Raw genomic sequence first — 19,967 nt, forward strand, 5'->3', positions numbered from 1 at the left:
CTTTTGCAAAGTTGGACGAAAGCCGTCTCGTGTTGGAGAAAAACGGTTTCTTGGCTCAGCGCGCCTTGAGTTCGATGCGATACAAGCGACCGAGCAGCAACGAATAGGACAAGGTCCCCATCAGCGCCACGCCGCCAATGAACCAGAAGGCGTAGGCAAACGAGCCTGTTGCGTGGACGATTCCGCCAATCACAATCGGGGTGACGATCCCGCCGATGTTGGCAGCCAGGCTGGTGACCCCGCCGGTCAATCCGATCAACTCCTTCGGCGCGACTTCCGACACCGCCGCCCACGACGAGGAGGCGATTCCCTGGGCGAAGAAAGCCATGGTCAGCACGGCAATGCAGATCACGTTCGAGTCGGTGAAATTCACCAGCACGATCGACATACCCAGCATCGAGCCGACCACCAATGGCAACTTGCGAGCGAAGGACATTGAGTAACCACGACGGATCAGCAAGTCGGAGATGATGCCGGCCAGCAGAATGCCGACCGTTGCACCTACGAACGGCAGCACGGCGAAGACCCCGGCCTTGATCATGGTCAGCTTGCGTTCTTCGATCAGATACGTCGGGAACCAGGTCAGGAAGAAGTACAACGCCGAGGTGCTGGCGAACTTGCCGATGCAAATCGCCCAGATCTGCCGATAGCTGAACAGCTCGGCGATCTGCCGCCAGTTGAACCGGGTGCGCTCCTGACTGCTCTTGACCAGTCCACCCCCGGCTTCGATGTACTTCAGTTCTTCCTGGCTGACGTTCTTGCAGCTCAGCGGATCGCGGTAAACGAAGAGCCAGATCACACCAAACACGATGCCGAGTATCCCGGTGCTGTAGAAAACATGGCGCCAGTCATAGGTCGTGGCCAGCCATAACAACATGCCGGTAAACAATGCCGTGCCCAGATACTGGCCGCACACGTAAATGCTGCTGGCCAGGCCCCGTTCGCGGGCCGGGAACCATACCGTCACCGCACGGCTGTTGGCCGGAAATGCTGGAGCCTCCATAGCACCGACAGCCAGGCGCAGCCCGAACAGCGAAGCGAATCCTGTGGCAAAGCCTTGGCACACGGTGACCGTCGACCAACTGATCAGCGACACCCCGTAGGTGAACCGGGAACCGAAGCGATCGGCGATGAACCCGGCGGGGACCAGAGCGAGTGCGTAGGTCCAGGCAAACGCGGAAAAAATCAGGCCCATTTCGATCTTGTCCAGGCCCAGATCCTTGGCCATGAACGGTGCGGCAATCGAGATATTTACGCGGTCGATGTAGTTGATGATGGTCGCAATCAGCAGCAATGACAGCATGAACCAGCGCCGCCGCGTCGGTAGTCGCTGAGGCAACAGGGCGTCCCGGGCGCCGGCGCTCACCGACGGCGCGGTGGACGGGGAGGTTTGCGAATTCGACATGAGTAGACCTTTTTATTGTTAGGAGAATCGAGATGTTCGCGCGCAGCCGAAGCCGATGCCCCCAGTGCCGGGGCAGGGCAATCGCTACTTGAATGAGGGCGCGGACAGCTACTGTCAGGCGCTCAGATACGCCTTCGGACTGGCTCGGTCGGGGGAGGGTTGGCGAGGGAAAAAAGCAGGTTCATCACGAGCGCACCTTTTGATTGTTTTTGGAAGGGTCGGGCTGCATTGGTTGTTACAGTGGTCGTACAACCTCTCAAAATCAACGGAGGCGTTAGATCGTTTTTTCTCCTGTAAAAGGCGATTAATGCAGGTGTCCAAGAGAAATCAAATCGGCTCATTTCCTTCGGTATGCGTTATTCACTTCATAAGTTGATGTTTTTAAATGATTAAATATTTTTGTGCGCTCGTAGTTTTTTGGACAGGCGACACATCACACACGGATACAATTAATTCTCTGTGTTTCGTTGTCATCCTATGACATGTTGAAGCCAGCGGTGTCTGCCTTCACAATCACTGCGGTCGCCGCCTGCGTCGCGGCGCGACGACAACCTGTCCATGTACCTGTCGAGGATCCTCAGGCGATGTCGTCACCGAGTCGAGTACCCACTTACGTCATGCAGCAACGCAGCGAATTGACGGACTTTTACATCCGCGACAAAAAGGGCCGGCGCGCCGAAACCAGCCCGCATCGCCATGAGTATTTCCAGATCCAGGTCAACCTCGGTGGCGATACCGTGCAGCACATCGGCAACGTCGAGCGGCCGTTTCCGCGCAACACGCTAGCCTTCATCCTGCCGCATCGCGTGCACGTGATTCCGCATCCGGCCGACAGCAATTTCATGGTGATCAACTTTTCCCAGACCTTCCTGTTGCCGCATTTGCAGTGCGACCCGATGGACCTGGAGGAAGTCTCGATTCTGCTGGCACCCGAGTTGTCGCCGTTCCGCTTTCAGGAGCATCTGGATTTCATTCTGTCCGATGAAGATTTCAGCAAAGTCTGTGCCCTGATCGAACAGATGCGCGTGCTCGATGAAAACCGTCAGTTCGGCACTCGCGAGATGCTCAAGGGATTGTTGCTGCAACTGGTGGGGAGCGTTTGTGCCTTGTATGCCGAGCCGCTCAAGCGGTTGGCCGAGGAGAATGCCGCCGAAGTCAGCCGACGCGATGCGCTGAGCAGGATGTCCGAATACTTGCGCAAGAACATTGCCGATCCCGACCTCAACCTGATCAAGGTGGCTGCTGCGACTTACCTGTCACCGACGTACCTGACGCACTGGTTGCGCAAGGAAATCGGCAAGACCTTCACTGAGCTGGTGCTCGAGCGCAGGATGCACGCGGCACGCAATTATTTGCTCAATGGGACACGACCAGTGGGGGAGGTGGCGAGGTTGTGCGGTTTCGCTGACGAGGCTTATTTTTCGCGACGCTTCCGCCAGATCCACGGCCAGCCTCCAGGGCAATTCAGGCGTCAGCAACTCAATCCTGATACGCCGCAATCACCGTCCAACACGTGATTGTTCATCGTTCACATTGCAGCGCAGGGGGCGCAGCCAGTCTCCGTAATCATGAAGAACCCTGCATGCCGAACGCTGGCTCCGTGCTGATCAAGCCATACTGCCTGGCTTAGGGGCTGCATTCTATTTTGGCAAAACCTCAGAGGCGCCGAACGGGCGGCGCCGGCTCCCCCAACAACATCTTTTGCCGCCAGGCGGGTGCGCTGGTGGGGAACAGCACTTCGTTCGGTCGCCAGCGAGCAACGCCGAAGGCGGCCGCAATACGCTGGCGTTGCTGGCCCTGGACAAGGACACGCCGGTAACTGTTCTCACTCTGCTGTAGCCCCAGCACATAGCCCACGCCCGCCTGGAAATCGCCTCCATGGGCCTGCCACCAGGCTGCAATCAATTGCGGGTCGGGCCAGGGCAGGTTTTCATCGGGGTCCATGGCGACATTAGCGTCCTCAGGATCGTCGTTCGGGCCGGCATCGAAATCCGGCAGGTCCTGCAATTCCAGGTCGAGCAGCGCCAGGTCAGCGCCAGTGATCAGACTGAAGGCTTCGCCGGCGACGCGGGCATGAGGCAGGTCGCTCATCTGCTGGATCAACCAGGGCACACTGAACGGATCGCCCAGCAGCCCGATGGCCTGGATGCCGATGCGCTGTTGCTCAGGGTTCTCTATCAATTGGCGTATCCAGGCGATGCTGTTTTCACGCTTTTGCCAGGCCAGCAATACGCAGAGCGCGCGGTACTGGAACTCGCCCGGTTGCTCGGCGAACTGGCGCAGCGGTTCCAGGGCGTGCTCATCGCCCATCTGTGCGGTGGCCCAATTGGCCCAGAAGCGCGTGGCTGGATCCGGGTGTAGACGGTGGGCACGAATTGTCGACATCAGGTCACGACGACGCAGCTCGCCGGCAGTGCGGGCGGCACGTGCCAGCACGCTTGGGTCGGCGTGCGAAAGTCCGGTAAGCAGGGCAGGGCCAGGGTCGTGGCGGTGCATGCCGCAGGCGGCCAGGCCGAGGCGGTGGAACAGAGGTTCAGGGGAGGCGAGCATGCGGTCGATCCAGGGCGATATCCATTCCCAGTCGAGCCAACCCAAGGCCATCAGATAACCGCGCTCTGTATCCACGGCACTGCGCAAATGCTGGCTGAGCCGTGACAACACCTGCGCGTTACCCGCCTCGAAGGCCAGTACTGCACTGGCGAACATCTCGCCGATGGCGTGTGGGCCGAGTTGGGTCAGGAGGGTTTCCAGGCCGGTGGTGCCGGCGATTCGAAGGCCGTCGAGGTAGGCGTCGATGCGGCTGTCGAGCTTGCTGAGGTCATCCAGATCGTAATGCGGCGCGCGCTGGGCATAGTCGCGCAGGACGGCTAGGAAGCCGGCTTCTTCGGCGTGTTGGTCGATGATGATGGGTAGGGATATCAAACTAAGCCTGCCTGGGTCGATATCACGGGGTCACCTCGGTCCAACGCTGCCCATCCTCGGTCCAGACTACGTTCTTCGGTCCGCAGGACCAGAGAACACCATCATTTGCATGGAGATGGCGGCTACTGGGCTTACCGGGCAAATTCATGTCGACTGCAACCAGATTGTCATTGTCGTCGAGGCGCAATAGACCGGAATCACAGGCCAAATAGAGCTCGCCGTTGAACCACTCCATACCCCAGAGGTCTTCGCTGGTTGCGTCCTGTCCAACGGCTTCCCACTGCGAACCATCGCCACGCAGCAAAGTGCCCATCTGCCCGCATACAAACACTAAGTCTTCGCGAACGACCTTGACCCGATGCAATACGAGATTGGTTGGACTTTCCCGATTGAACCATTTGCCTTCCAGGCGTTGCCAAATTTCGCCATTGAATCCGACGGCATAGAGATTTTCTTCTCTGATACCGTCGATGGAGTTGAAACCGCATAGTTCAATCTCGCCTCTGGGTAAAACCACTCCCTGGTCCTGACGCGTCCATTTGGCTGGTCCCTCGCGACGGTAAACCTGGCGGCCCATGCCAGTGGCGTAGGGAACACCGTTGATGAGTTGCAGATCCCGAATAGGACCGCGACGAGCAGGGCCATCGAGCGAGTCGTCGATCTCTTCTTCGGTTGAGCCAACCATTGTGCTGACTGACACAATACCGTCTGGACCCGTAGCGAAAACCATGATTTCCGGTACTTCAATTGCGCAGATTCGCGTGGCGTGCCACTCGAGGTTGAAGGAGAACCAGCGGTTCTGGGACCTGTCCCACTTGAGCAGTTTGGAGGCGGTCGAGCCACTTTCCTTCAATGCATCGACTTGGGCGATGACTCGACCAACATTGCGGCTCTGCATGAAGCCGGAAAGGAAGGAGTATTCGTTAGACATAGCAAACCTATCGTTCTTGAAATTGAAAATTAAGCGGCAGAGTGGGCGTTGGATGTGATGCCTTTGATGGCCTCGATCGCCTGGTCGACGGCGTTCTGCTGCGTGGCAGTCAGCGTGCCGGAAGAGCGCTTGTCCGAGCCTGGATCGCTGCGCACTGGTGTGTTGTCTTCCATGTCACATTTTTTCTGGTGATAGTCGTCCAGCTGGTTGGCTATGCACTTCGAGTTGCAATGAGGGAATGCCGTACTGTGGGCAAGTGCACCTGCTTCACGGGCATTTTTGTAAGTCCATTTGGCATTAGCGGGTAGTCGCTGGTCGCTGCCTGGTTTGATCTTGTCACCGGAGTCCGGCCAGGATTGCAACACCGGACCGTCGTTGTGGGCCGCCTCCATCTGGCCCTGGACCGCATGGAGGATTCCATGGGTACCGTCGTCGCGCGACTGGGATGCACACACGCACGGCGCGTTGTCTTGCTTGTACTTCTCGAAGCCAGTCAAGGCAGTGCCACGTTCCCCCGTCTTAGAGAAACAATGTACCTCGATCAGGTGGTGACCTGTGATCTCCGGGTGACAGCAAAAACTCTTGTCTTTTTTTTTCGGTTTGAGCACGCATGCCTTGGCTTTCTTGCATTCATCGTCGCAATCCATTCCATCCGGTACTTTGTTGCCTCTCTCGGTCTCCCGCTTGGGACGTATCTTCGCATCCTTGCATTTATCCTCGGCAGCGTTTTGCTCGTCTTTGCAGACCTGGCCTTCGCTGGTGTCGAACGCTATCGCATCCACATGCATCCACGTTGGCGTGTTACCAGGTGATGATGCGTGGTTGTGGGTTGTCAGGTCCATGTGTCGCACTACGTTCTCGCCTTCGAACTTCACATCCATCGACCAGGAGGTGAAGTACACCTTGCCCTTGATCTTACTGGTGATCACGCCCTTCTTCGGGGCGCAACCGGCCTCATCCCCATAGCTGGTCTTGAAGTAACTCTTGTTCTTGAGCATCACTTCCTTACCACTGATCTTCACCGTACGACTGCCCTTGGTCGTGTCCTTGGCCATACCGGTATTCGGATAGGGGATGGGCACTCCCGTTGGCGTGGGCGGCGCCTGAGGCGGGGTGAAGCAGACATCCGGAAAGCAGGCGATCGACTTGCCAGCCGCCGCCTTGCAAGAAACCTCCATATTGTTGGCGTAGACCTCATTCGCCATCACGCAGCCCTCACAGTCTGGTAACTGAGCATCGCGGCGGCGCGTTCGCCGGCGTCGTTGCCCAAGTGGCAGAAGATATTCGGGCCTTCGCCATAGCCCTTGCGGCTGGCGGCCAGGGCCACGGCGAGCATCGCCGGGCCGATGGCGGCGCCGACTTCGCCGATGCAGTCGGCGGGGTGCCAGAGGTGGAAGAACTCCTTGCGCACGCGCAGGGTGCGGCTCAGGACCAAGGACGCTTCCTTGAAGTAGTACTGCTCGCCGGAGATGTCGGTGAGCCGATAATCCATTTGCTCCAACCCACAGCCGACTTCGCTCAGGGCGGCGCGTACGGCTTGAGTCAGGCCATCGGCGCGCAAGGGAATGTCTTCGGCCTCCACCGTGGCCTTCTCCATACCGAACCCCAGGCCGATGCAGGCCAATTGCGGCTCTTTGCTGGCAACGGGGGCGGCCAGCACCACGGCGGCGGCGCCTTCGCCGGGGATAAATCCGTTGGAGTTCTGGCTGGTGAGCAGGCGTTCGCGTGCTTCGAAAGCGGCCAGGGTCGGTCCGCTGAGGAAGGAGTCGACGCCGGCAATCAGCACATGGCGATGGCCGCCCTGGTAGATCAGCGTGCGTGCATTCAGCAGGGCCACGGCAGCGCTGACCCGACCACGGGCAATGACGTTGGAACCGGGATGAAAGCGCAGGCCCAGTTCAGCTTCGATGGCGTGCAGCAGCCCCTTATCGAGACCATCGAGGCGGCCGGGGCGCTCGACTTCCGCCACCCCCAGCAGCAGCGGGGTCTTTTCCGGGTCGACGTTGGGGGTGCTTTGCAGCGCCTCGGCGATGGCCCGGGCGGCCATCTTGATCAGCTTGGTGCGGCCGCGCCAGGGCTGTTCCAAAGGCACGCTGGCGGCAATCAGCCATTCGCCGCCTTGGTCGATAAAGCGGGTTTCCTGGAAATTGTCGATGGCGCAGCGGATCGCCGCGCAGCTCGCGGGTGCGCTGAGGCCGACAGCACTGACCATGCCGGAGCCGATGATGCAAAGCACGGTCATCAGTCCGTCTCCTCGGGTGCGTGCTTGTCTTTTACCAAGGAGGAGAGCGACGGGTAGTAATCCTTGCCCAGTTCACGGGCGCGCCACCAGCCCGTGGACATCGTGCCGACCAGCACCTGAGCGATCTCGAACATGTTGCGCCGTAGCGGGCGGGCGACACGCCAGGTCAGTTGCACCTGGAGCGCGTCGGTGTCGATCAGCAGGGTGTCGATCACCGCCTGCACAGTCTCATGACCACCTTTTTTCAGAAAGAAGGTCACCGGCACGTCGATTTCGGGGATGCGAAAGCCCGCGCGCTCCTGGGGTGTGAGGTTGAGCAGCAGCACGTCCTCGCCGCCTCGCAGATAGTGGATCTGCTGATCGTCAGGGGCCGCCTGAAAGTAGCGGCGGTCGAAATCACCCGGCAGAAACGGAAAGCAGTCGGCCAACCAGGCCTCGTCGTAAGTACCGGCGAAGCGGGCGCGTTGCGGCCAGCTACGGCCGATGGGGCCGAGGGCCATCGGGCGGTAGTCGCCAGAGGGACTGTCGATCGCCTTGCCCAATTCCTCGGTGTTCGGCATCGGCATGCCAACGATGTCAGCACTACCCATGCGGCTTGGGAACCAGCCACAACCGGTCGGATTGTCCAGGTAGCAGTGACGCATTTCGGAGTTTTTGGCCATCGGATGACTGCCGCCAAAGGCCTGGGCATAAGAGATGTGCTGCTCGGTGAAGGGCTGCGGTAAGCCGGGAGAAACGCCCAACAGCCCCGGTTGCCACTGCCGGGGGCCGAGGACGGAAAAGGCTTTGCTCATCTGACCGACGCGAATGCCCGCAGCCAGTTGCCTCACGGGCCGCCCGCCTGGGGCATAGGCCTTGCCGCGCACCAGCACATCGCAGAATGGCTTGACCGGGGCGAAGTCCATTTCCTGCAGCGGGGCGCTGAGACCAGGCTCGCCGAGGAAGGTATCGGCCATCAGCAGCGGTTGCTGGCTGTCGGCGAGGGTCGCCGCGCGGCCGTCCAGCGGCAGATTGAAAGTGCCTTTGGCCACCACCACCAGGGATTCGCGGCCATCGGGCTCCGTGCCCTGGGTATAGGCAGCAAGCAGTTTGCTGGCGTTGAGCAGTTCCATGGGCCGAATACCTGTCTAGTTGATCTGCACCGAACCACCCTTGATGCGGTTGACCCCGCTGGAGCGGCTGGACAGGTAGGCGCCCTGGATAATCACTTTACCCGCGCGGGTCAGGGTGATGCTGGCCTTGCCGCAGCGCAGCACGATCTCGCGTTCGGCACTCAATTCCAGGCGCTGGTCGTCCAGTTGCACGCAGGCAACCGGTGCGGGCGCCGCGGTCTGGCCAAGCAGGCGGCCGATCACTAGCGGGCGGAAAGGGTCGCCATCTTCGAACATCAGCGCCACCTGGGTGCCGATGTCTGCAGGGGCGAGCAGGGTGGTGCTGCGGGCGGCGATGCTCTGTTCCTCGGGGCAACCGGGGTAGGTCACCAGGGGCGCACTGGCTTGCGGCAGGTCGAGCAGGACGCCGATGACCACGCCATCGATGCGGGCCTGGGTGGGTAGTGGGTATTGAACCGTCATACGCGTGACTCCTAGTTTTGCAGGATCTTGCGTCCCTTGATCACCACGTTCTTGTTGGCCTTGATGTTGATCGCGCCAGAGCCGTCTATGGTGATGTCCTTGCCGCGGATGCTGATGGTGCCGTCCTTCTTCATGACGATGCTGGCTTTGCCGGTGGTGATGGTCACCGAGTCACCGGCATCGATGACAAGGTCCTTGCCCACCGTCAGCGCATCGTTGTTGTCGATATCGGTTGTGCGTCCTGCACCGACCTTGCGCGATTCGTTTGCCTTTACCGTGGTTGAAAGATTGGCACCCACGTCCACCGAGCGGTTGGCGCCCACATTGGTCGACTGGTAGAGGCCCACATTGACGTTTTGGTAGGCCCCGACATTCACCGTTTGAAAGGCACCGATGACAACTTCCTGCGCTGCGCCGATGGCGATCGTCTCGTTGATACCTACCGCATGGGTGCGCTGCAGGGTCACGGTCGCGGTTTCGTTGGCGCCGACGCTGATCGTGCGGTTGCTGCCAATGTTGATGGTCTCGTTGCTGCCGACGTGTTCCGTACGGTTGACGCCAATGGTGATGGTCTCGTTGTTATCGACGGTTTCGGTGCGGTCGTGTTTGACGTGCACGGTTTCGTCGTTGTCGATGCTCTTGCTGCGGTCGTGGCCGACCCAGTGGGTCTCGTCGTTCTCGACCTCAATGTCCTGGTTCTTCTCGGCGTGGATAAACAGTTGCTCCGCACCCTTTTTGTCCTCCATGCGGATTTCATTGAAGTTGGCCGGTGAGCCGCCCTTGCTTGAACGGCTCTTCACGCCGCTCTGGGTGGCATTGGCCGGCAGCGTGTAAGGCACCGTCTGCTCGGCGTTGTAGACGCGGCCGGTGATGATCGGCCGATCCGGGTCGCCTTCGAGGAAACTGACAATCACTTCCTGACCGATTCGCGGGATCTGCATCGCCCCCCAGTTCTTGCCGGCCCAGGCCTGGGAGACGCGCATCCAGCAGGAGCTGTTCTCGTTGGATTGGTCGTGGCGATCCCAGTAGAAGTGCACTTTGACCCGGCCATACTGGTCGGTCCAAATCTCCTCGCCATTGGGGCCGACCACCACCGCGGTCTGTGGCCCTCGGACAATCGGCATGGGGGTCAGGGGGAGGGGGTGGAAAACCTGGCTGGCATCCATGCAAGCGAGTTCGCCCACGAACTGCTCGGAGAGATCCTGGGTGCCACTTTCATAGGGCTCCTGGTGGATGTGGTAGCGCGCGCTGACCACCAGGTATTCGCGGTTCTGGTCTTCGCGCTCATAGCCGGTCAGCGAGAACAGGTGGCCGGAGCCCAGTCCGCGGGCACGGCCGCGCAGTTGTACGCGCTCGAACTGGCTGTGGATGGCTTCGATGCGGGTACGCGCATAGTGCTCGCCGTCGTTGCTCTGTGCGTATTCACCGGGGTAGTCGTAGAGCGGGTAGTCGCCGTTGCTGTGGCTGCGCGACACACTGGAGCGCACCTCAAGGTTGGCGCGGGGTCGCTGGAAGTCGTAATCGTTGAGCTCCAGCGAACCGGGTTGGACTTCCCGCGTCAGTTGCCAATCGTAGAAATGATCGCGCTCGCGCATTTGCCGATCGGGCGGGTAGAACGGCACTGAGTCGTAATCTGCCACCGTGGAGTGGGCGCCATAGGCGTCGGCCAACACCAGTACATGACGCGCTTGCTCATGGCGGAAGTAGTAATAGATCCCTTCCTGTTCCATCAAGCGGCTGACGAAATCGAAGCTGGTTTCGCGGTACTGCACGCAATATTCCCACTGGCGGTAGCTGCCGCTCAGGCTGTCTTCGAAATCGGAAAAACCGAGGTCGCGGAACACCTGCTTGATGATGTCCGGCACCGTATTGTTCTGGAAAATCCGGCAATCCGAGGTGCGCGTGAGCAGCCAGAACCAGGGCCGCAGGCTGACGTGGTAGCCGGCGAACTGGCCATGGCCGGTCAGTTGTCGACAGCTGCAGGCAATGCCGTGGAAGTAGCGTTTGCCGCCGTCGTGCAGCTCCAGGGTCAGGCCCATCGGCTTGCCCAGCAAATGGTCGAACGTGATCGCCCGGTCTTCGGAGGTGAGGTTCAATTCGTAGTGGAACAACCGCCCCAATTCTTCGTTGCCTTCCATGCTCCGCAGCAGCTGGACATCGCCGCCGAGGGGGCAGTTGACCTGCACCAAACGGTTGTTTTGCGTGATTGCCATGCACGGCTTCCTCTGCCTCGTGTTTGGGCGTCAGTCGGCCGTCTCGAATACATAACGCAACGTACGACTGAATCCGTTTCCAGCGGATTAACCTTTTGCCCAACGCCTCTTTGGCGTTATCTCTAATCCTTACAATTCAAGGAAGTGTTAGCGCTGTTCAATTCTTGTCAAGAAACTCTCCGACCAGTGGGGTGAACACCGAGGCGTTTCAAGATCGGTGATCGGAGGTCATTATTTAGTATCTTTGGTTATAGGCTTTATTCTAAAAAGTGAGTACCCGCGCAATTTATTCAGGCGCGAATTCAGTCGTGCTTATGAAGAGCATCTTTCAAAGTTGCGTAAAGGATGAGTACTGTAAAACTAAAGTTAGCGCACTTTTAACCACCGAAGACCTGATGACAGCAGAACCGACTATCCTTTCGGATAGTGAACGCTGCACTCTTGGCAAAAAGGGACGCCATGCCAGACTATGATCGCGCCATCGGCTCCACACCCGGCATTACATACGGTGATCGAACCTGTCTGATCGGGCCCTGGTTACTCAGGCCCTGGCTACTCCGGATGGCTTCAATTACGGTTTTCTGTCTTTTCACGGCAACACCCGGATACGGCCAGAACCTGCCAACCGCGGCAGGTGTCGAAAACGCCACGGTAACGGTGATTCAAGCGCAGGAAATCGTTTCCAGGGCCACCCTTGAAGCCGTTCGCTGGAGCGGCCCTGAGTCCGGCCCGAAAGCCCAGCGGGGCAAGAGCATCGCCCTTGTCGCAGAGGATTTGCGTAACGGAGGCATCGTCGGTGTCGCGCAGGGCGCTCGCGAGGCAGCCAAGGCGATGGGCTGGACGCTGAAGATATTCGATGGCGCTGGATCATCGGCCGGGCGCGCAAAGGCTTTCTCCGATGCGCTGGCAGAGAAACCCGACGGCCTCATTCTGTGCGGTTCCGATGCCCTTGAGAACAATGCGGCGCTGATCCTCTTCGCCAACAGGGATGTGCCGGTGGTTGGCTGGCACGCCGGGGCACGCCCCGGGCCGATTGACGGCACGCCGGTGGCCATGAACGTCACGACCGACCCGCTCGAAGTGGCTCGCCTCACGGCCATGGCGGCAGTGGCACAGTCAAACGGACACGCCGGCGTGGTCATCCTGACCGACTCCAAGTACAGCATCGCCATGGCGAAAGCCAAGGCCATGGAAAACGTCATTCGGGCCTGTCGAGAATGTACGTTGCTGGAAGTGCGCGATGTGGCGATCTCCGAAAGTGGCGAGAAGATGCCGGCGCTCACCAAGGAGCTGCTTCAGCGCTATGGCAAGCGCTGGACCCACACGCTGGCCATCAACGATATCTATTTCGACTACTCGATTGCCTCATTGACCAACGCCGCAATGCCCAGTGACGGCATCAGTCTGTTATCTGCCGGTGATGGCAGCGCTTCGGCTTTCTTGCGCATACAGGCAAAAACCTACCAGACCGTCACCGTGGCCGAGCCGCTCAACCTGCATGGCTGGCAAGTGATGGATGAATTGAACCGGTTGTTTGCAGGGCAGCCGGTGAGCGGCTTCGTAGCACCGATTCACTTGGTCAATGCCGACAATATTGCTTTCGACGGCGGGAAGAAATTCCAGTACGACCCTGACAATGGTTATCGAGACATTTATCGCCACCAATGGAATCCCTGACATTGGACGTTATTTCCCGGCTCGGACGCCGGCTATTGCCGCAGTCGTTGCGCGCACAGTTCACACTGGCGTTCCTGACGCTGGCGCTGCTGATCCTGGCGGGTGGTGCCACAGCGGTCTACGCGTTGCGCACGTCAAACAGCGCCACCCGCCAGCTGACGGATGAACGACTGGTGCGCATGCAAAATGGGCAAGACATGGTGCAGCGGACCTTGCTGATCGAACGCCAGACCGATCAGCTTCTGACAACCCGTTCCCCCGACGCCCTGCGTTCAAGCTATGCGGCGACCGTCGAACAGCTTGAAGCCCTTGATCAACTGGTGCAGGAGCTGACTGCCGCGAACAGTGGCGAGGCGATACTCGACATGCATCAGTCGAGTCAGATGTTCCGCAATACCGCCAACATCGTTGCGCAACTGCGAGAAAGCCTGTTGCAGACCGAGGTCACCTTCGAGCAAGCCCTGGAGGATCACGCTGCCCGGTTAACCGCGACCAAGTCCCGGTCCAGCCTGGAACTGGCGGTGTTACTTTTCGATCTGCCGCAGGCTAATGACAGTGATGCCGTGCAACGGCTGCGGATCCGATATGAGCGCCTGTCACGCGCCGCTGGCAAGTTACCCGACGCTGATGGGGAAACGCCCGATCTCTTCTCCCTGCGCCTGAGACTCATCAATCAGCACAACGTCATCCAGCGCTTCAATGAGGAGTTGAAGAATGAGGCCGGGGTTCTGGTCGCGGTGGCCCGTGCGCAATCCAGTGCTTACACCGAAGACTATCGCGAAGCCGTGCAGCGCCTGGTCGAGGCCTCAAATCGTAGCCAGCAATGGGTGCTGATCATGTTGGGCGCCAGCCTGGTGTTCGCCTGGTTCGTGACCCGGGTCTTCATGGGCCGTCATGTGCTTGTGCGCCTGAATGAAATAAGCCGGCAATTGCGTCAGGAACGCACTGACAAAACGCATTTGATGATGGTGGAACATGGGAAAGACGAGATCGGCAACATGGCTCGCGCGGTGAATCAATTCCTCAAAGACCGTCTTCAGCTGGAAAAAAAGACGGTCCAATTGAGTATCGCCACAGAGCGGCTCGCCCTGCAAAACAACCGATTAGAGCAAGAAGCCATCATCCGTGCCGGACAAGGTCATGTCCTGGAGCTGATCGCCAGGAGCACCGAGCTTGCAGAAGTCCTCGAGAGTCTGGCTCACCTGGTCGAGTCCCAACTGGAGGGGATGATGGTGTCCATCCTGGTGCTGGATGAGGATGGCAAACACCTGCTGCACGGGGCTGCCCCCAGTTTGCCGAAAGCCTATAACCAGCTCATTGACGGGATTGCGATCGGTCCAAACGTCGGCTCTTGCGGCACCGCGGTGTATCGACGAGAACCGGTCATCGTCACGGATATCGAGCTGGACCCGCTGTGGGAGGAGTACCGATCAGCCGCTGCGCCCTATGGATTTCGTGCCTGCTGGTCGACGCCGATTCTGTCCCATGAACGAAAGGTATTGGGTACGTTTGCCTTGTATTCCAACACCGTCCGCAGCCCTAGCTCGACCGAGACGCGACTGATCGACATGGCGACACCTCTTGCCGGTATTGCGATAGAACGCCAACTGACCGAAAAACGCATTCGCTATATGGGCGACCATGACGCACTGACCGGGCTGCCGAATCGCACCCTGCTCGAAGACCGTCTCAAGCAGGCAATACTGTATGCCCAGCGCTACAGCCGGCTGGTGACGGTGGTGTTTCTCGATCTGGACAAATTCAAACTGGTGAATGACAGCCTTGGGCACAGCGCTGGAGACGTACTGCTGAAAACCGTCGCCCAGCGCATGCAGGAATGTGTGCGCCGCACCGACACCGTCGTGCGACTGGGTGGCGACGAGTTTGTGATCATCCTGTTCGACCAGCCCTCAGACCTCGACGGCGTTACTCCAGCCCTGCACAAGATCCAGGAAGCCATCCTGCAGCCGATTCAGCTCAGCGGGCATACACTCCACGTCACCTGCAGCATGGGGTTGGCTACCTACCCAGCCGACGGCAGCGATACCGACACGTTGCTCAGCAATGCGGACGCCGCCATGTACCGGGCCAAGGAACTGGGTCGCAACAGTTACCAGTTCTATACGAGCGAGATGAATAACAAGGATCAGGGCAAGCTCGCCATGCAAGACGGGCTACGAAACGCACTCAACCATGACGAGTTCCTGCTGCTGTACCAGCCACAGGTGGATTTGCAGTCAGGTCAGATTATCGGCGTAGAAGCACTGATCCGCTGGCAGCATCCCGAACTCGGCATGGTGTCTCCAGTCAAATTCATTCCGCAGGCCGAAGAGACCGGGTTGATCGTGCCCATAGGCGATTGGGTGATTCATACCGCGTGCAGACAGAACAAGGACTGGCAGGATGCGGGCTGGCCGCCGATCACCATGTCGGTGAATATTTCAGCACGCCAGTTCATCGAAAGGGACCTGATCGACCGGGTGAGGCATGCCTTGCAAGAGACCGGACTGGACCCGATGTACCTTGAGCTGGAGCTGACCGAAAGTCTGATCATGCAAGACCTTCAGCAAGCCATCAGCAAAATGAAGGAACTGCAATCAATGGGGATCAGTCTGTCGATCGACGACTTCGGCACCGGCTACTCCAGCCTCGCCGCATTGAAAAGCTTCCCCATCGCAAGGCTCAAGATCGACCAGTCTTTCGTGCACGATCTGCCCGACAACGAGAACGACAAAGCCATCGCTACCGCAGTGATTTCGTTGGGGCACCAACTGAACCTCAAGGTCATAGCCGAAGGTGTCGAAACCGAAGAGCAGCAAACCTTCCTGCGTGAAAACGGCTGCGATGAAATTCAGGGCCACTTTTTCAGCAGAGCGGTCAGCGCAGAGGAAATCAGTCTGTTACTGCGCACGCCCCGATTACCTCAACCGAGCCGCATTACCAGCCCTGACACGGTAAGGCGAAAACGCGATGTAAAACGTCCACGCAGTCCAATGCCCGGGCGTTAATGACTTGGCGTACGGTAAAACGCTGCTGTGTCGACCTGCGGCAAAAAAGACATCGGCGACTTTCTGCTGCTCACCCAACTGGTGACCAGAGAAACCACCAGAGTGGCCAGCACCGGACGACGGAATTTCGCTTCAGCATTTTTGATGGACTGTGGCATGGCACGCTCGGCATTCAGCAAGAGAGAAAACTTGCATCTGGCATGAACCATGGTGCCAATCTCGATGAGCCGGGTAGTGTGGCAGGGGAACGACCTATGAAGGCCGTCCCCATGCCGATTGTGGCGCAAACCACTTGAGGTCGGTGCTCTCCCGTATTTTCGCCGGTCAACTGCGAGCTTCTTCGGTCAGCTCAAACACCTCTAGTTATCGATTAAAACGCTCGACCAATGAATACTGAGTATTAGCTGTCCGGGTCAATTCCTTGCTTAACTCTGCCGAATGATGGGCCTGCTCCGACGTCTGATCTGCCAGGTGCGCGATGGTGGTGATATTACGGCTGATTTCCTCTGCAACGGCGGTTTGCTCTTCAGTGGCCGCTGCAATCTGGGTTGTCATATCAGTGATGTTGGCGACCGCTTCACTGATACCTACCAACGCTTTGTCTGCCTCAAGCACCCACACCACACCTTCTTCGGCCTGACGGCGACCACTTTCCATCGTCTGCACGGCGTTATCGGAAGACATCTGGAGCTTGGTTATCAAGCCATGGATTTGCGTCGTGGATTCAGAGGTGCGCTGCGCCAACTGACGCACCTCGTCCGCCACCACGGCGAAGCCTCGACCCATATCACCAGCGCGCGCAGCTTCGATCGCGGCATTCAGGGCCAGTAGGTTGGTTTGATCGGCAATGCCTTTGATGACATCGACCACGGTTCCGATTTCATTGCTGTCCTTGGCCAACTGCGCGACCGTCTGCCCGGTTTCGCCAACCACTGCGGACAGTCGCTGGATCGCTTCGCGGGTATCTCGGGCCACATCGCGTCCGCGTCCGGTCAGCAAGTTAGCTTCTTGGGAGGCGTCAGCGGTGCGTTGGACATGGCTGGCGACTTCTTGTGTGGTCGCCGCCATCTGATTGACCGCTGCGGACACTTGTTCGGTTTCGACACGCTGGCGATCAAGACCGCGTGAGCTGTCGGCGGCCAATACGTCGGACCTCCCGGCTAGTCCGCTGAGTTGCTCCGCGGTGTCCTGCAGACGTGTAAGACAGGTCTTCAGGCGCGCGGCCTGGCTCACAAAGGCGGTTTCAAGGCGTGCCTGAGGGCCACACTCGTCGCTGTACATTTTCGCGATCAGTTGATCGGAGGTGGAGGGTTCAGCCATCTGTAGCATGCGCAATGTCCCCTGCTTTTGCCAGCGCGTGACGATCAGTCCGAGCGGTGCAGAGACAGCTGCGGTGATGGCAATGGCCACGAAGGTGTTGAGTAAGACACCACTCAAAGCCCCCGCCAAGCCCATAACCAGGAATGGCAACCAGCCAAGCAGGGCCGGTTGCCACTTGTCACGCGCGGGGATGGCCGCCTTGCCCTGACTGATGCGCTTGTAGAGGGCTTCGGCGCGGTGAACTTGTTCGGCAGTGGGTTTGACCCTGACCGATTCATAGCCAACCACTTGGCTGCCTTCGAAAATCGGTGTGACGTAGGCATTGACCCAGTAATGGTCACCGTTTCTGGAGCGGTTTTTGACAATGCCCATCCACGGGTTGCCTTGCTTAAGAGCGCCCCACATATGGGCGAATACGGCAGGAGGCACATCGGGATGGCGGACGATATTTTGCGGTGCGCCAATCAGGTCGGCTCTGTCGAAGCCACTGATTTCTACGAAGGCGTCATTGCAGTAAGTGATGACTCCTCGAGCATCTGTTGTCGAGATGAGTTTCTGTTGAGGTGCAAGCGCGACCTCACGTTGCGTAACGGGTTGGTTGTTCCTCATTCCTGCAGCTCCCTGGGTCCGGTAAAAAAGCCATCGGCAGACGCCAGGAAAATGTGAGTAATTTTTTTAAAATTATATTTAACAACAATGAGTTACATTAATTTTGATCATTGGAAATCGGGTCCAGATTAGATTTTTTTTCAGGTCCGTCCTCGACATCCTGGTTTACGCAAGGTTGTAGGAATGGCCTTGTCTGGATTACTTGATTGACGTCAACCGCCTGTGTCGGCCTGCGCTGTATTCTGCGCTGAAACCGACTGTTGGTAGCGCAAGGCTTATTGCTCATGACTGAATTGATGCTGACTCACCTCGACTCACTGGGACGCGTGCGAATGGTCGATGTTACGGATAAATGCGTGACGTCCCGAGAAGCCGTGGCTGAGGCATGGGTTCATATGCTTGCCGAGACCCGACAACTGATTGCCAGTGGTGCTCACCCTAAAGGTGATGTATTTGCGGTAGCGCGGATCGCCGGCATTCAGGCGGCCAAACGCACGAGCGAGTTGATTCCGCTCTGTCATCCGCTGCTTCTGAGCAGTGTTAACGTTGAGTTGAGTTTTGAAGGTGACCAACGCGTACGCATTGTTTCTCGGTGCAAGCTGTCCGGACAGACCGGCGTCGAGATGGAGGCACTGACCGCCGCCAGTGTGGCGGCCTTGACCTTGTATGACATGTGCAAGGCCGTGGACCGGGGCATGAGTATCGAATCGGTGCGGCTGTTGGAGAAGCAGGGTGGTAAAAGTGGTTGGTATCAGGCGCCGCAACAATGAAGCTGAATGTTTTGTATTTCTCGCGGTACCGCGAAACGCTTGGCCTTGACGATGAAACGATTGAAGGTGATTTCACTTCTGTCGATCAGTTGCGTCAGCACCTGATACATCGGTCTGGCGTCTGGCAGGTGCTGGCCGAACAGAACCTCATGTGTGCCCGCAATCAGGACATGTGTGGGCTCGATGAGCCGTTGATCGACGGTGATGAAGTGGGTTTTTTCCCAACCGTAACGGGAGGGTGATTCGATGATTCGAGTGCAGACAGAGCGCTTCGAACCCGGCACCGAAATCAATGCCCTGCAGGCTTTGAGCCTGAATGTCGGTGCCGTGGTGAGTTTTGTCGGGTATGTACGTGACACCAACGTCGGACAAGAAGTCGCCGGGATGTTTCTTGAGCATTACCCCGGTATGACCGAAAAGGTCCTGGGCAAGATCGCCGACGAAGCCCGACAGCGCTGGCCGTTGCTCGGACTGGTGCTGATCCATCGAATCGGCGCGCTGCAACCGGGAGACCCCATTGTCTTTGTCGGCGTCAGCAGCAGTCATCGTCAAGCGGCTTTTGATGCCTGTGCGTTTGTAATGGATTACCTGAAAACCCGAGCGCCATTCTGGAAGAAAGAACAGGTGGCCGAGAGTTCCCATTGGGTCGAGGCTCGCCACAGTGATCGCGAGGCGGCGCAACGATGGGAGTGACGTTTCCCTCGCGGTGAGTGGAACGTGTTCAGCTGTATTGAGAGCGAGAATCCCATGCTCTATCCGCTGTTTCTGACATTGCACCTGTTTGCCGCGATGATTTTCATCGGCACGGTATTCTTCGAAGTCCTGTTCCTTGAAAGTATCCGCAAACAACTGCCGGTCAAGGTCATGTTACTGGTCGAGCAGGGTGTCGGTCGACGTGCACGCACCTTGATTCCATGGGTCTTGCTGGTGTTGTTCGGTGCCGGGTTGGGGATGGTCTGGCTGCGCTATTTACCGGTCCTTGCCACACCAATGGCCTCATCGTTTGGCACGTTGCTGATGTTGAAAATCGTGGTGGCCGTCAGCGTACTGCTGCATTTCCTGGTCGCCATGTTTTTGTTCAAAAGTGGCCGGATGAGTGCTCGATACCTGCATTTCATCCATGGCAGCCTGTTCTGCCACATGGTTGTCATTGTGCTGTTGGCCAAGTGGATGTTTTACCTGACGTGGTGACTGGGCTTGCCTGGTGTCCGTTGCGCGACAAGCACTTCGCTCGCGCTTGATGCAAATCAAGGAGCATGGGTCGCCAGGCTCCGACACTGGCGGTCCGCAGCCAGT

17 protein-coding genes are annotated in these 19,967 nt (G+C 58.5%); 7 read left to right on the forward strand and 10 right to left on the reverse strand.

Going from position 1 to position 19,967, the window contains the following annotated elements:
- Positions 1–55: 55 nt before the first annotated feature.
- Entirely contained in the window at positions 56–1,405 is a 1,350-nt protein-coding gene (locus tag LOY28_RS11580; RefSeq protein ID WP_258613870.1) for an MFS transporter, read from the reverse strand.
- A 584-nt stretch (positions 1,406–1,989) separates the two neighbouring features.
- Between LOY28_RS11580 and LOY28_RS11585 the strand changes: the two genes are divergently transcribed.
- The gene (locus LOY28_RS11585) at positions 1,990–2,922 is read left to right on the forward strand and encodes an AraC family transcriptional regulator (RefSeq protein ID WP_026286543.1); all 933 of its coding nucleotides are present in this window, start codon (positions 1,990–1,992) and stop codon (positions 2,920–2,922) included.
- A gap of 139 nt (positions 2,923–3,061) precedes the next feature.
- Here the strand turns inward: LOY28_RS11585 and LOY28_RS11590 are convergent, their stop codons facing one another.
- The 7 genes from LOY28_RS11590 to LOY28_RS11620 are packed head-to-tail and all read right to left on the reverse strand — an operon-like array spanning position 3,062 to position 11,287.
- Complete coding sequence (locus LOY28_RS11590; protein WP_258613871.1) at positions 3,062–4,327, reverse strand: TIGR02270 family protein; 1,266 nt, start codon at positions 4,325–4,327, stop codon at positions 3,062–3,064.
- A gap of 22 nt (positions 4,328–4,349) precedes the next feature.
- On the reverse strand, positions 4,350–5,258 hold the full coding sequence (locus LOY28_RS11595; RefSeq protein ID WP_258613872.1) for a hypothetical protein: 909 nt from the start codon (positions 5,256–5,258) through the stop codon (positions 4,350–4,352).
- 29 nt (positions 5,259–5,287) lie between these two features.
- Positions 5,288–6,463, reverse strand: coding sequence for a PAAR-like domain-containing protein (locus LOY28_RS11600; protein ID WP_018927754.1), 1,176 nt, complete (start codon positions 6,461–6,463; stop codon positions 5,288–5,290).
- Positions 6,463–7,500, reverse strand: coding sequence for a hypothetical protein (locus LOY28_RS11605; RefSeq protein ID WP_258613873.1), 1,038 nt, complete (start codon positions 7,498–7,500; stop codon positions 6,463–6,465). Before LOY28_RS11605 ends, LOY28_RS11600 begins: the two co-directional genes overlap by 1 nt.
- Complete coding sequence (locus LOY28_RS11610) at positions 7,500–8,612, reverse strand: DUF2169 domain-containing protein (RefSeq protein ID WP_258613874.1); 1,113 nt, start codon at positions 8,610–8,612, stop codon at positions 7,500–7,502. The genes LOY28_RS11605 and LOY28_RS11610 overlap by 1 nt, the downstream gene beginning before the upstream one ends.
- A 15-nt stretch (positions 8,613–8,627) precedes the next feature.
- The gene (locus tag LOY28_RS11615; RefSeq protein ID WP_028940907.1) at positions 8,628–9,074 is read right to left on the reverse strand and encodes a DUF6484 domain-containing protein; all 447 of its coding nucleotides are present in this window, start codon (positions 9,072–9,074) and stop codon (positions 8,628–8,630) included.
- Positions 9,075–9,085: 11 nt separating this feature from the next.
- A complete protein-coding gene (locus LOY28_RS11620; RefSeq protein WP_258613875.1) occupies positions 9,086–11,287 on the reverse strand; it encodes a type VI secretion system Vgr family protein in 2,202 nt (733 codons plus the stop codon).
- A gap of 657 nt (positions 11,288–11,944) precedes the next feature.
- On the opposite strand from LOY28_RS11620, the gene LOY28_RS11625 reads away from it, so the two are divergent.
- Together LOY28_RS11625 and LOY28_RS11630 are read left to right on the forward strand one after the other, a co-directional pair.
- Positions 11,945–12,964, forward strand: a complete 1,020-nt coding sequence (locus LOY28_RS11625) for a substrate-binding domain-containing protein (RefSeq protein WP_018927759.1) — start codon at positions 11,945–11,947, stop codon at positions 12,962–12,964.
- A complete protein-coding gene (locus tag LOY28_RS11630; protein WP_258613876.1) occupies positions 12,952–15,972 on the forward strand; it encodes an EAL domain-containing protein in 3,021 nt (1,006 codons plus the stop codon). The genes LOY28_RS11625 and LOY28_RS11630 overlap by 13 nt, the downstream gene beginning before the upstream one ends.
- On the opposite strand, the gene LOY28_RS11635 is transcribed toward LOY28_RS11630, so the two are convergent.
- On the reverse strand, positions 15,969–16,181 hold the full coding sequence (locus LOY28_RS11635; protein WP_018927761.1) for a hypothetical protein: 213 nt from the start codon (positions 16,179–16,181) through the stop codon (positions 15,969–15,971). The two genes, LOY28_RS11630 and LOY28_RS11635, sit on opposite strands and share 4 nt — an antisense overlap.
- 154 nt (positions 16,182–16,335) lie before the next feature.
- Positions 16,336–17,901 (reverse strand): PAS domain-containing methyl-accepting chemotaxis protein, encoded by a 1,566-nt coding sequence (locus LOY28_RS11640; protein ID WP_026286544.1) that lies wholly within the window; start codon positions 17,899–17,901, stop codon positions 16,336–16,338.
- Between the two features lie 296 nt (positions 17,902–18,197).
- Here LOY28_RS11640 and moaC point away from each other — a divergent pair, with 296 nt between their 5' ends.
- The 4 genes from moaC to LOY28_RS11660 are packed head-to-tail and all read left to right on the forward strand — an operon-like array spanning position 18,198 to position 19,862.
- Positions 18,198–18,671, forward strand: a complete 474-nt coding sequence (gene moaC / locus LOY28_RS11645) for a cyclic pyranopterin monophosphate synthase MoaC (protein WP_026286545.1) — start codon at positions 18,198–18,200, stop codon at positions 18,669–18,671.
- A complete protein-coding gene (locus LOY28_RS11650) occupies positions 18,668–18,913 on the forward strand; it encodes a MoaD/ThiS family protein (protein WP_018927765.1) in 246 nt (81 codons plus the stop codon). Before moaC ends, LOY28_RS11650 begins: the two co-directional genes overlap by 4 nt.
- Before the next feature lie 4 nt (positions 18,914–18,917).
- Positions 18,918–19,364 carry a molybdopterin synthase catalytic subunit MoaE gene (gene moaE / locus LOY28_RS11655; RefSeq protein WP_018927766.1) on the forward strand — a complete coding sequence of 149 codons (447 nt, stop codon included), beginning with the start codon at positions 18,918–18,920 and terminating at the stop codon, positions 19,362–19,364.
- Positions 19,365–19,418: 54 nt separating this feature from the next.
- Positions 19,419–19,862, forward strand: coding sequence for a CopD family copper resistance protein (locus LOY28_RS11660; RefSeq protein WP_018927767.1), 444 nt, complete (start codon positions 19,419–19,421; stop codon positions 19,860–19,862).
- The last annotated feature ends 105 nt before the right edge of the window (positions 19,863–19,967 follow it).

The organism is Pseudomonas sp. B21-017 (genome assembly GCF_024749245.1).
In the GTDB taxonomy this organism is placed as follows: Bacteria; Pseudomonadota; Gammaproteobacteria; order Pseudomonadales; family Pseudomonadaceae; genus Aquipseudomonas.

Coding starts and splice junctions, on each gene's coding strand:
- LOY28_RS11580 (WP_258613870.1), bottom strand. CDS start 1,405: ATGTCGAATTCGCAAACCTCCCCGTCCACCGCGCCGTCGGTGAGCGCC.
- LOY28_RS11585 (WP_026286543.1), top strand. CDS start 1,990: ATGTCGTCACCGAGTCGAGTACCCACTTACGTCATGCAGCAACGCAGC.
- LOY28_RS11595 (WP_258613872.1), bottom strand. CDS start 5,258: ATGTCTAACGAATACTCCTTCCTTTCCGGCTTCATGCAGAGCCGCAAT.
- LOY28_RS11600 (WP_018927754.1), bottom strand. CDS start 6,463: ATGGCGAATGAGGTCTACGCCAACAATATGGAGGTTTCTTGCAAGGCG.
- LOY28_RS11605 (WP_258613873.1), bottom strand. CDS start 7,500: ATGACCGTGCTTTGCATCATCGGCTCCGGCATGGTCAGTGCTGTCGGC.
- LOY28_RS11610 (WP_258613874.1), bottom strand. CDS start 8,612: ATGGAACTGCTCAACGCCAGCAAACTGCTTGCTGCCTATACCCAGGGC.
- LOY28_RS11615 (WP_028940907.1), bottom strand. CDS start 9,074: ATGACGGTTCAATACCCACTACCCACCCAGGCCCGCATCGATGGCGTG.
- LOY28_RS11620 (WP_258613875.1), bottom strand. CDS start 11,287: ATGGCAATCACGCAAAACAACCGTTTGGTGCAGGTCAACTGCCCCCTC.
- LOY28_RS11630 (WP_258613876.1), top strand. CDS start 12,952: ATGGAATCCCTGACATTGGACGTTATTTCCCGGCTCGGACGCCGGCTA.
- LOY28_RS11635 (WP_018927761.1), bottom strand. CDS start 16,181: ATGGTTCATGCCAGATGCAAGTTTTCTCTCTTGCTGAATGCCGAGCGT.
- LOY28_RS11640 (WP_026286544.1), bottom strand. CDS start 17,901: ATGAGGAACAACCAACCCGTTACGCAACGTGAGGTCGCGCTTGCACCT.
- moaC (WP_026286545.1), top strand. CDS start 18,198: ATGCTGACTCACCTCGACTCACTGGGACGCGTGCGAATGGTCGATGTT.
- LOY28_RS11650 (WP_018927765.1), top strand. CDS start 18,668: ATGAAGCTGAATGTTTTGTATTTCTCGCGGTACCGCGAAACGCTTGGC.
- moaE (WP_018927766.1), top strand. CDS start 18,918: ATGATTCGAGTGCAGACAGAGCGCTTCGAACCCGGCACCGAAATCAAT.
- LOY28_RS11660 (WP_018927767.1), top strand. CDS start 19,419: ATGCTCTATCCGCTGTTTCTGACATTGCACCTGTTTGCCGCGATGATT.